8 protein-coding genes are annotated in these 12,543 nt (G+C 38.1%); 1 reads left to right on the top strand and 7 read right to left on the bottom strand.

What is annotated here, in order from left to right; translation table 11 throughout:
• Positions 1-131: 131 nt before the first annotated feature.
• On the top strand, positions 132-1,775 hold the full coding sequence (locus tag QNJ50_RS02080) for an acetolactate synthase large subunit (protein WP_300631576.1): 1,644 nt from the start codon (positions 132-134) through the stop codon (positions 1,773-1,775).
• Between the two features lie 126 nt (positions 1,776-1,901).
• Here the strand turns inward: QNJ50_RS02080 and QNJ50_RS02075 are convergent, their stop codons facing one another.
• The 7 genes from QNJ50_RS02075 to QNJ50_RS02045 all read right to left on the bottom strand — a co-directional run bounded on the left by QNJ50_RS02075 (position 1,902) and on the right by QNJ50_RS02045 (position 12,398).
• Positions 1,902-3,917, bottom strand: coding sequence for a P-loop NTPase fold protein (locus QNJ50_RS02075; protein WP_300631493.1), 2,016 nt, complete (start codon positions 3,915-3,917; stop codon positions 1,902-1,904).
• Positions 3,918-4,313: 396 nt separating this feature from the next.
• Entirely contained in the window at positions 4,314-4,883 is a 570-nt protein-coding gene (locus tag QNJ50_RS02070; RefSeq protein ID WP_300631491.1) for a Uma2 family endonuclease, read from the bottom strand.
• A 71-nt stretch (positions 4,884-4,954) separates the two neighbouring features.
• Positions 4,955-5,398 carry a type II toxin-antitoxin system VapC family toxin gene (locus tag QNJ50_RS02065; RefSeq protein ID WP_300631489.1) on the bottom strand — a complete coding sequence of 148 codons (444 nt, stop codon included), beginning with the start codon at positions 5,396-5,398 and terminating at the stop codon, positions 4,955-4,957.
• The gene (locus tag QNJ50_RS02060; RefSeq protein WP_300631487.1) at positions 5,386-5,625 is read right to left on the bottom strand and encodes a hypothetical protein; all 240 of its coding nucleotides are present in this window, start codon (positions 5,623-5,625) and stop codon (positions 5,386-5,388) included. The genes QNJ50_RS02065 and QNJ50_RS02060 overlap by 13 nt, the downstream gene beginning before the upstream one ends.
• A 396-nt stretch (positions 5,626-6,021) precedes the next feature.
• Positions 6,022-8,616, bottom strand: a complete 2,595-nt coding sequence (gene mutS, locus QNJ50_RS02055; protein ID WP_300631485.1) for a DNA mismatch repair protein MutS — start codon at positions 8,614-8,616, stop codon at positions 6,022-6,024.
• 394 nt (positions 8,617-9,010) lie between these two features.
• Positions 9,011-10,207, bottom strand: coding sequence for a 3'-5' exonuclease (locus QNJ50_RS02050; protein WP_300631483.1), 1,197 nt, complete (start codon positions 10,205-10,207; stop codon positions 9,011-9,013).
• Positions 10,208-10,451: 244 nt separating this feature from the next.
• The gene (locus QNJ50_RS02045) at positions 10,452-12,398 is read right to left on the bottom strand and encodes a nuclease-related domain-containing DEAD/DEAH box helicase (RefSeq protein ID WP_300631481.1); all 1,947 of its coding nucleotides are present in this window, start codon (positions 12,396-12,398) and stop codon (positions 10,452-10,454) included.
• Positions 12,399-12,543 lie beyond the last annotated feature (145 nt).

Here is a 12,543-nt window from a genome sequence, read left to right as displayed (position 1 = left end):
GCAAGTAATTCATTAATTAGACTTGATGTTAGCTATACTTTCATCCTTAAACCCTGGGAACTCGTTTTCCCAGGGTAGAACGGCTTTTGGAAACAAATACCTTTGGAAGCAAACAAGATAAGAAAATAGCAATGAATACTGCAGAATTATTGATAAAGTGTCTGGAAAATGAAGGGGTGGAATATGTTTTTGGACTCCCCGGAGAAGAAAACTTACATGTTTTGGAAGCTTTAAAAGGTTCTTCCATTCAATTTATTACTACCCGTCACGAGCAGGGTGCTGCATTTATGGCTGATGTCTACGGACGTCTGACAGGAAAAGCCGGGGTATGTCTTTCTACTCTTGGACCTGGGGCGACAAACTTAATGACTGGGGTCGCTGATGCTAACCTTGATGGTGCGCCATTGGTAGCAATTACTGGTCAAGTGGGAACCGATAGAATGCATATCGAATCCCATCAATATTTAGATTTGGTGGCAATGTTTGCTCCGGTAACAAAATGGAACAAACAAATTGTTCGTCCCAGTATTACCCCTGAGGTTGTGCGGAAAGCATTTAAGCGATCGCAAAGTGAAAAACCAGGTGCTGTTCATATAGATCTACCAGAAAATATTGCCGCAATGCCGGTTGAAGGTAAACCTTTATGGAAAGACGATATTAAAAAAACTTTTGCGCCCTTTACTACGATTCGGGCTGCTGCTGCGGCGATTTCCCAAGCCACAAATCCAATTATTTTAGTGGGAAATGGTGCAATTCGCGCCCAAGCTAGCGATGCGGTGACTCAGTTTGCAACTCAGATGAATATCCCCGTTGCTAATACTTTTATGGGTAAAGGGATAATTCCTTACACTCATCCTTTAGCATTGTGGTCTGTGGGATTACAACAAAAAGATTTTATTACCTGTGGTTTTGACCATACCGATCTAGTAATTGCTATTGGTTACGATTTAATCGAATTTTCTCCTAAAAAATGGAATCCTAACGGCGATATTCCCATAATTCATATTGCTGCTAACCCAGCAGAAGTTGATAGTAGTTATATTCCCCGGGTCGAATTAGTTGGGGATATTTCCGATTCTCTCTATGAAATTCTTAAATTAGCCAATCGCGATGATAAAGAGCAGCCTTACGCAATCAAGTTAAGGGCTAATATCCGCGCCGACTACGAAGAATATGGTAAAGATGATGAGTTCCCTATTAAACCCCAAAAGTTAATTTATGACCTGCGTCAGGTCATGGGACCGGATGATATTGTCATCTCTGATGTTGGTGCTCATAAAATGTGGATTGCTCGTCACTATCATTGTCATAGTCCCAACACTTGCTTGATTTCCAATGGTTTTGCAGCCATGGGGATTGCAATTCCTGGAGCTTTAGCAGCAAAACTAGTTCACCCGGATCGCAAGGTGATAGCTGCGACAGGAGATGGTGGTTTTATGATGAACTGTCAGGAATTAGAAACTGCGAAACGAGTTGGTACACCTTTTGTCACCCTAATTTTCAATGATGGTGGTTACGGTTTAATCGAATGGAAACAGGAAAATCAGTTTGGTGAAGGTCATTCGTCTTTTGTCCATTTTAACAACCCAGATTTTGTCAAGTTAGCGGAAAGCATGGGTTTGAAGGGCTATCGAGTTGAATCTGCTACCGATTTGGTTCCGATTATTAAGGAAGCTTTAGCACAGGATGTTCCTGCTGTGATTGATTGTCCGGTGGATTATCGGGAGAATAGTCGGTTTACCCAAAAGGTGAAGGATTTAAGTTGTGCGACTTAGAGGAATGAGGAGTTTAGGTTTGGTGAGTTACTAGCTTTCATTTTGATATTTTGTAGAGACGCGACATGTCGCGTCTCTACGGGTTTTTGGTGAGATGCAAATAGGAAATCTAATTTTTATCCTCGATTAAGGTTCGATCTGTCCAACAATAGTTGAAGATGTATTGGGATCGGGGGATTTAGCATAATTAGTTGGTGTACTATTTTGCTGCGGAGATTGTTTTATATTTTCAAGATGACTAATAGTTGTTTGTAGATGGATTTCGTTTGACTGACTTAATAAGTATCCACTAATTCTTCCTTCTCTTTGAAGGACTTTTTGTTTTAATAAATTTTGAACTTGTTTGAGAAAATTCAATTCATCAACTAATCTTCGGTTCTGAATATCTGTATATTTATATCTATCTGTGAGTGAAGAAAAAACATAATATATATTCTCATTTGATAATGTTAAAACTGCTGAAAAAAAATCTTTTGGTTTTAAATATTTCAAAATAGGAATATCATAATATTTATCTTCTGATTTATATGAGTTAGTTGAATAACCGATACATATCATTGATCTAAATTTACTAATATCACTATTCATAATATCTAGTATTTTTTGTGCCTCATTAGGCATATTTTGAAGCCTTAATTTTTCCTGAGAGTCTTTAATATATTTATCAAAATCTTCAAATTCTTGAAAATCTTTGGCTTGAAAACCAAGTCCCATATAACTGCCGAGTGAATTATCACTATATTTTGTATCTAGCTCATTCTTACTCTTTAAATAATCAATATATCTTTTTGCCTCATTAAGAATATCTGCCTTATCTTTTTGATATATCCCTGCATCAGAAAATAGTAAAAATAACCCGGTAATATGTTTAATTATTCCGATATCTTTATAATATCTATTTATATATTTTGAATCTACTTCCCTAAGTATTCCCTCAAATTCATTATCAGTATGCATCTTATAATGCCATAACTTTATCCAAATAGGTGTATTCTCATCTTGAAAATATTTGCTATTTGGCATTAATTTTTCTAGAGATTCCTCATCAATAACACCTTTATCAAAAAACTGTTCCCACCATGAAAAATCAGGGCAAAGCCCATTTAGAAATATGGAATCATAAATCTTGGTATATTTTTGAAATATCTGTAGAAAAGACTTTTCTTCTTTCGCATTATTTTCTTTGTCTTTACAATCAATCAGTTCCATTCCTTTAAGGCTTGCATGTGCTAATTCCTTTGATAACTTTTCTGGTATTTGACTGATATCTTTTGATTGGAGTGTTCCATAAGAAATTTCAATAGAAAAAATTATCAGTACTTCTAAGATATCTTTTAGTAATTCCTCTTTATTCTGTGCTTTTTGTGGTAACTTTTCAAAAATCCTCTCAAAGTCTAAAATTATTTGATTCAATATTCTTAGATTTTTACACTCTGCTTGTTTATAAAATGCTTCAATTAAATCCTGATTGCCTGATATAAATTTTCTGACATCTTGATTATGTACTTGCTTTAAAATGTCCTCTAATGTTCCTATAAAATCAGGAATAATTTCAAAAGTCTTCCCAATTAGTTTTTCCTTACTTTTACCGTACATTGTGTCATCAGTTATTTCCTCTTCATTTGCAATTAAAACTACTTTTAGTTCTGGAGATTCAACAAAACTATTAATATATCCCAAAATATTTTTAATATCTATATTACAACGTTCTAAATCATCAAATATTAAAAGACTATAATTAGAATCTTCAAATTTTTTGGGAATTTCTATATTTGGAATAGAAACAGACCATGTTCCATCATTTTCACCATCATTGTTTAAGTCAATCTTTAATACACCTTTCAATAATCCTTTGAAAACTTTTCCTGCTATTACCATCTGTTTTGATGCAAGTATAGGGTGCAATTGCTGAAAAAGAGAATCTTCTATTTCTGAATAATTATTTACTCCATACAAGCTAACATATAAAGATTTCTTATTCTGTGAGTTTAGTCTCTCACGATACTGATTTATAAACCATGTTTTACCGCAACCCCATTTTCCTTTAAGCAAGACAGCCAATTTAGGAGAATAGGATAAATCGCAATAATAGTCTAAGTATTCTTTAATGTGATTATTGGGTGATATATTTTTTGGAGACATCTTGAACCTTTTGATAAAACGATTAAAGAACTTAAAGAACTTTGTTATAACATTCATATTTAATTATTTTAATAATCTTAATTGTGGTGAAGTTCGTAGATTAATTATTCAGCTTCTGGCTGCTTTAATACCAATTTTTTTGACAGCGATGTAACTAAATACTCATCACGTCATACAGCAAATAACATATTAGACTATCTGATTTTTCGTAGCATGTGGACAAAGTGATTTTAAGGGTATTCTCAACAATGCTGTGGAAAAACTATGCTGTTTCGTGTTTTGAGGAGTTACCCTGAAAAACCAGATTAGACTCTATGTTATTTTTATTTGTTTATACTGTCATCATGTTGATAATACGTAAGCTATCTGTTGACGTAATTGCTTATTTACTTCACCTTAAACTTTGATAACATCTTCATAAATTTCTGACATCGTTAAAGTTGCTCCAATAGAATCTAAATGCAACTCATCATCCTTGCCTAAAATGATTAATGACCAGTTTCCCTGAGCATCTTTACGATAAACTTCTACTTTGACCTCATCTTGGGAAACTAACACATACTCTTGTAAGGTTTTTAAAGTTCGATAATTAACAAGTTTTTCTCGTCTGTCTGTGGTTTCTGTGCTGGGTGATAGTACTTCTATTATTAAACAGGGATAATTTAAGAAAAAGCGATCTTGGTCTTCGGAGTCGCAACTGACTACGACATCTGGATAGTAAAATATGCTTTTGCCTTTATTTGCTAGTTCAAGCTTTACTTTCATGTCAGACATAAAAACGCTGCAGGAACCACCCCGTACATGGGAACGCAATCTACTAGCAATATTGAGGGTAATCAAATTATGCTCTTTGCTACCACCAGACATAGCGAAGACTTGACCCCCAAGATATTCATAACGAATTTCACTGGATTCTTCGGCTTCGAGGTATTCGTCAACAGTGAGGTGGGTTAAAGGAACAGACATGGGTTTGGTGGTGATGTTTTATTCGATCACAGACTATAATTTCACCTGGTAATTTGGCACATTATCCAGATTTAAGATGCTAATATTTCACTGAGGATAACAACAAGTAAACCGGGAGCATTACGAAAACCTTTATCGTTGGTAATAAATTGATCGCAACTAGCCGATAAAGCTGTTGCAGCATGAATCGCATCTGGTGTTTTCAAGCTAGTTGTTGCGCGGAGATTTGCAGCTTGTCGCAATATTGATTGATTAATAGGAATTAGCTGGACTTGAGATGATAATAACAGTTCTTCGTAGTCTGCGACTAAAACATTATTACCATTACGCAATGGAACGACCAAAACCTCCATTAACGTTAGATCGCTGCTAATGATTTGAATTTCTCCCGCATAAAATTTAGACCACAGTGGTTCCAGCAAAGAATAATAGTCGGGATTACCTTCTATAGTATAAATAACCACGGAAGTATCTACATAAATTGCGCTGGAGGATGGAAGTATTAGCTGTCCCATGACGAACGTTCTTCTTGCAGTTGTCTATCTATTTCCTCAGCAGTTCGAGAAGGATGTCTCTTGCGACTTTCTTCTATAATTTCCAGCACTGAACGCTTTTTAGTTTCAGCTTTCTCCGGTAAAATCACAAATACATCAACGTTATCGCCGATTTGAGCTTCTGGAACTTGAATTTCGATTTTGTTTCCTGGTAAAACTTTGGTTGTCACACGTAAAGCCGATTGCATGGTTTTTCCCTCGATTTTTCTTAATGCTGTAGGTGAGACATTTCTCTTCTATATTGTCCTACAAGTTATAAACAGCGGAGATGGGATAAGCTGTCTGGGGAGGAGCGATCGCCTAGTTCTTCTACCATGCTTTACATTTAATACCTACGCACTCGTTAAAAGTTAAGTTTTTGGGATTGCTTCCTTACGTCGCAATGACATGATATGAGTCCTAAAAACCAAAATAAACAAAGCATGACTCTTACGTCGCAATGACATGGATAAGTCCCACAGACAAAATAAAGAAAGCATCACTTATAGCACTACGTAATTAGGTTAGGACATTGATGAACGCCCAAACCTATGATTAGTGCACTTTTGACTTTTGACTTTTGACTTTTGACTTGCGCGTAGCGCTCAATCCAAACTCTGCAAACCCATAGCAATTTTACTGTGCTCCTCAATTTGTCCCATCACCTGCTTAGCCCGTTGAATTACCGTTGCTGGTAAACCAGCTAACCTACCCGCTTCAATTCCATAGGATTTATCAGCCCCTCCCGGTTGAACTTGGTGTAAAAAGATGATGCTATCCGGCATTTCTTTCACGGTAACCTGATAATTTGCCACATTAGGTAAAATCGACGCTAATTGATTTAACTCGTGGTAATGGGTAGCAAAAATCGTCCGCGCACAAATATCCATTGCAATATATTCTGCCACAGCCCAAGCAATGGAAAGCCCGTCGAAGGTCGCCGTTCCCCGACCAATTTCATCTAATAATACTAAAGATCTGGAAGTAGCATGGTTGAGAATGTTTGCAGTTTCGTTCATCTCCACCATAAAGGTAGATTGACCTGTCGCTAGATCGTCTACCGCTCCAACACGGGTAAAAATGCGATCGCAAATCCCCAATCTCGCAGATTTAGCCGGGATAAAACTCCCAATCTGCGCCATTAACTGGATTAATCCGACCTGTCTTAAATAACAACTTTTACCACTGGCGTTGGGTCCGGTCAAAATTATCAAGTCGGGAGCATTATTTTCGTTTTCTACCTCCCGCTTCATTTTCCTTCCCAAATTAGTAGAATTGGGAACAAAAAAACCAGCAGGTAAGGATTGCTCTACTACCGGGTGTCGTCCATCCACAATGGAAATTTCTCGCCCTTCCAACATTTCCGGACAACAGTAACCCTGGTAAACCGCCAATTCCGCTAAACCACAGAGTACATCTGCAGCTGCTACCGCTCGGGAAATGTTGCGAATTGTTTCGGCGTGGCTGGCGACTTCATCCCGCAAAGCAACAAAAACTTCGTACTCTATCTTATTTAAGTCGTCCTGTGCTGTGAGGATGCGAGCTTCCCGTTCCTTTAATTCTGGTGTAATGTATCGTTCTTCATTGGTTAGGGTTTGTTTGCGAATATAATCACTGGGAACCTGGTCAGCATAGAGTCGAGAAACGCTAATGTAATAACCAAAGGTCTTATTAAAACCGACTTTGAGTTTAGCGATTCCAGTTTTTTCCCGCTGTTCCACCTCCAAATTAGCAATCCATTTTTGGTCTTCTTCCACCATACCCCGCCTTTCATCCAAAAGCGGATTGATTCCAGATCGAATTAAACCACCTTCTTTGATGTGCATTGGTGGTGATTCTACGATATGAGCCTGTATCTTTTCTCCTAATTCTTTTAAGATTGGCGGTACATCTTGTAAAGCTTGCAAAAATGGCGATTTCGTCTGAGAAACCAAGTTAGCAATTTGTGGTAACCGAGCCAAAGAATCAGCCAAAGCCGATAAATCCCTTGCATTTGCAGTCCCGGAACCGATTCTTCCAGTCAATCTTTCCAAATCGTAAATTTGCTTGAGCAACAAACGCAAATCTTGACGTAGAGTGGTATCTTCTAGTAATTCCCTGACGGTATCTTGTCGCGCTTGGATACCCTTAACTTTCAATAATGGTTGTAACAACCACCGACGCAAAGCTCGACTTCCCATCGCCGTACTGGTTCGATCCATCGCCCATAATAAAGAACCAGCAAAGGAACCATCGCGAATGGTTTGGGTAATTTCCAAATTCCGTCGGGTTTGATGATCGACAATCAAAAAATCATTCAGGGTATAGGTGCGCAATGGTTGGAGGGGAACAGAATCGTGTTTTTGGGTTTCCTCTAAATACTCTAATAACCCTCCTGCAGCCCGCACGGCTAAAGTTAGGTGTTCGCAACCAACTCCTTCTAAGGAACGCAATTTAAATTTATTTAATAACCTTGCTCTAGCTTCCCCCTGACTAAAAGGAATTTGCGATCGCAGCGAATAACAAAATGAAGGGGGTAAACATTCCGGTAAGTCGTCCGACTTTTCACCGGGACGTAATAACATTCCTAAGTTTGGCGCATTGGTGGGAAATAAGACTTCACTCGGTTGTAAGCGCATTAATTCCTGAGTTAGATGTTCTAAATCGCTTCCCTGGGTGGTGAGAAATTCCCCTGTAGAGATATCTGCATAAGCCAAACCCCAATGTTTCCCAGCAATTACAACCGCTGCTAAATAATTGTTGCGACTAGAAGTCAACATTCCATCTTCGAGCAAAGTACCGGGGGTAAGAATGCGTGTTATTTCCCGACGCACTAACTTACCGGGGGATACCTCCGAAGCATCTTGCACTTGATCGCAAATTACGACCGCATAACCTTTTTCTACCAACAAAGTTGCATGACGTTCCCAAGCATGGTGAGGTACACCACTCATTGCAATTCTGCCCACATCTCCCACTGACTTGCTAGTCAGAACCAGTTCTAATTCCTGAGCTAGGGTGACAGCATCATCAAAATAACACTCAAAAAAATCTCCCACCCGATACAATAACACCGCGTGGGGATGAGCTGCTTTGACATCCACATAATGCTGAAACATCTGAGTGAGCTTACTCCGATCCACATCCTTATAATTGGAGATCGGCGGCTCATTGGAATTTTTACATTCGAGGGGTTTGGAGGTTGACTTAGAGGCGGTCATGGGTTATGTGCGATCGATGGCAAGCGGACAAGATAAGATGATAACCCGATGTGAGTAACGATCCAAAATTGCTCAAGGTTTATTTATTTTTTGTAACTTGAATTTAAGAGTTGGGAGTTAGGAGACAGGATTCAGGAGTCAGGAGTAAAGAGGGTTTTATTAATAACATAAATTTTGAACTCCTAGGGTTGCAGCGACCTGTGTTCAAACCACTACAGTAAGGTGTGTTATGTCCATTACTATAGCTGACTGTAATGATAAATTTAATAGGTCTAACGCACCATGTTACGTCGGTGCGTTATGGCAAATTCTGTGTTTCTAGGGAACAAAAATACTGATTACCTTAGCCGAGAAAATAGGCGATCGCCAAAGTAGATTTTTGCAGTTTGTATCGCTAAATCAAATGAGCTTTTCCCGATACCTTAATTTCTTGAATAAACGGAGAAAAATCAGAAGAACTAATAACTAGATAATCCTCCGGACGAGTCATACCAACATACATTACGCATCGTTCTTCAGCTTCATTGGTATCTGAAAAAGGTCGTGGTAATAGATCTGCCCACATTAAAATTACAGCACGATATTGCAAACCCTTAGCAGAATGTACAGTCTGAATTTTAATACCTGGCTTAGTGACTAACTCTCTAGATGCTGGAGATTCATTCAACCAAACAACAGGAGCAAATTTACCTAAGCCTTGTATTAAACCTTTCAGATTGACTTTTTCTCTTGAAGAAGCCATTGGATATAAAATAGCAATTTCCTCTGGTTTTAGTGATGGGATTGATTTCCCAAACCAGTTACCTTGAAGCAAATTTATCGCGATATTCATCACCTTAGTACATTCAGCTTCCCGATTGTATGATTCAACTAATACAGGTTTCATACCATGGGGACGCTGACACTTTGATGGATCTACAAATAAAGCGCGTATAGAGTCTTCTGTTTGTTGCTCAGCTTCTGAATTTCTGGCAAATATGGCTGCAAGCTCGACTATTGGACCGCTATTACGATAATTCTTATTCAAACCAAAGTTTTTGGAAATAGTCCTACCCTGGGCTTTAATTCCTATTTGTTTCCAACTGATTTTACGAGACTTATACAAGCCCTGACTACCATCAGCAACAATTACTAAATCCCCATGCTTGGGGTCCTTCATGGCTTCAAGGACACACTTAAACCAGGAAACATCAAAATCTTGAGCTTCGTCAATCAAGACAGCATCATAACGACGGGTATCATAACAACCATTTCTCAGCTTGTCTAAGAAACGAGCACCAAGGTCTTCGTTAGACTCATTTTTTTCGCGCTTAAGCTCATAACCATTAGCTTTGCTCCAACTGTCAAAATGTCGTACAGTCACATTTAGACAGTCGCGAAGATTTTTGCGTAAATAAGTTGCTAAAACAACGTTATAGCAAAGCACGAGAATTTTTATATTGGGCTTTTGTTTGCTCAGCAAACGCGCTCTAGCAATTAGTAAAACAGTTTTCCCCGAACCAGCAATACCATATATGATCCGGTGTCCATTGCCTATTTTACTAGCATTTATTTCTTGGTGGGAATCCAGTTCATTTAAGGTTGTTTGCATGAGAGAAGCCTTTATCAGAGATTTTTATTTTGCAGAGATTAAATACATGATTCATAATTCAAATTCCGTAAAAAAGGCATTTAAAAGTTGATTTTCCTCAATTTTATTGTCATGGAAAAATCATGTTTAGAAAATTGCCAATTCTACTTTGCTTAGGAAAAACCAGTAGAGTAAGTGGTAAAAAGTAATTAAATACCCCCTAGTTTTTACTTATGGGGATATTAATTAAAATGACATGAAAGTCTCATCTGAAACTCAACACTCGCTCGCGAATCAAATCAGCCTTTCCTGACTCTTTTATTTCTCGAATAAAGGGAGAAAAACCAGAAGCACTAATAACCAAATAATCTTCCGGACGAGTCACACCAACATACATTAGACATCGTTCTTCAGCTTCATTGATATTTTCAAATGGTCGCGGTAATTGGTCTGCCCACATTAGAATTACAGCACGGTATTGCAAACCCTTAGCTGAATGCACGGTCTGAATTTTAATACCTGGTTCAGCAACTAAAGTCCTAGCAAAGGAATCTTTATTCAGCCAAACAACCGGAGCAAGTTGACCTAAACCTTGTATTAAATCTTTCAGAATCGCCCTTTCTTTCTGAGGAGCCATTGGGTATAAAATGGCAATTTCTTCTGGCTTTAGTGGTTTAATTGATTTGCCGAACCATTTACCATCTAATAAAGCTTTGACAATACCCATGACCTTGGTTGATTCAGAACGGCGATCCTCTGATGTTACTAGTACGGGTCTAATACCAGTAGGACGCTGACACTTGGCTGGATCGACGAATAAGGAAAGTATAGAATCTTCAGTTTGTTCCTTATTCTCTGAATTTCCGGCGAAAACCGCAGCAAGTTCAACAATCTCGCGACTATTACGATAATTTTTATCTAGGTCAAATTTAGCTGAAATAGTTCTACCCCGAGCGTTAATTCCAATTTTTTTCCAGCTAATTTTGGTAGATCCATATAAACCTTGACTACCATCACCAACAATTACCAAATCCCCATCATTTGGTTCTTGCATTGCTTCAAGGACGCATTTAAACCAAGAAACTGCAAAATCTTGGGCTTCATCAATTAGTACAGCATCGTAGTAACGGGTATCAGGACAACCATTTTCCAATGTACTCAAGAAGCGAACGCCAAGTTTTTCGTTAGATTCTTCTCTGTGACGCGTACAACCATTAGCCTTACTCCATCCGTCAAAATGACGAACATTTACATTTGGACATTCGCGCAGTATTTCACGTAAATAAGTTGCAAGAGTGACGTTATAGCAAAGTAAAAGAATTTGCGCATCTGGTCGTTGGTGACTTAGTAAGCGTGCTTTTGCAATCAACAAGATAGTTTTACCGGAACCTGCTACACCATATATAATTCGATGTCCTTCACCGATTTTTCGAGCATTATCCTCTTGACGCAAGTCAAGGACTTTTAAGTCTACAGGTTCAAATTCTTTTGATGTTTCTGGATTTGATGCTTTTAGGGCTGACTTTTTATCCTGTTTTTGAGGTGAAGCCGAATTTTTTCCTACCGAAGATATTATAATCTCTGGGTGGATAATTGCCCTAATTGCATTAATTTGATTTTGATTTAATCTGGGAAAATCCCAATAGGGGTTAAAAAATGTTTTAATTACCTCACACAGATCCTCACAACCAAAGGAATCATCCATCCAAGACTCAAGAACATCGCGAGGAACAACTTTGTTTGGCGGAAAAACTTCAGTTAAGTCGCCAATATCATGCTGTTGTAATTGACTTTGAGTAATATTAGAAAGAACAGCAAAATGTCCGAAGGGAAAAATAAACTTGTTTTGATGTTTTCCTTCCTTTTGCAGTAAACGTTTACCGTGATAATGCTCCCTACACTTATCCATCAAGGAATACATGTAATCTCGTGCTTGTCTCACAGGATGATTGCGGTAAACTTCTCCGTGAGCTTCCTTGACGCAAATAGAATTAAGATCGCCCGCACGAATATCCCTGGGATACCAGCCCTTGACCTCAATAACCAATAATCCCATATCTGGAGAGATAACAATAAAATCAGGATAGCGATCCTCAACTATGGGTTCATAGTAAACGATGCAATCGTCTCCTAGTTTTTGTAGCACTGAAAATAACTTCTTTTCACCAGCAGAAGCGCGGGTAGGAAGCCGATCCGGAATCATTTGTGCCATATTTAGGTTTTGATAACAGAGATTTTTATTTGCAGATAATAAATACATAATTTATATTTAAATTCCGCAAAATAAAATCCCCAAGGATAATTTATCAAGTCCTTGGGGAATTGGTAATGGGTAATTTTTTAAACTCTTAATTCCT

This window comes from Mastigocoleus sp. MO_188.B34 (assembly GCF_030065675.1).
Classification (GTDB): domain Bacteria; phylum Cyanobacteriota; class Cyanobacteriia; order Cyanobacteriales; family Nostocaceae; genus Mastigocoleus.
This window is presented reverse-complemented; position numbering and strand designations above follow the sequence as displayed.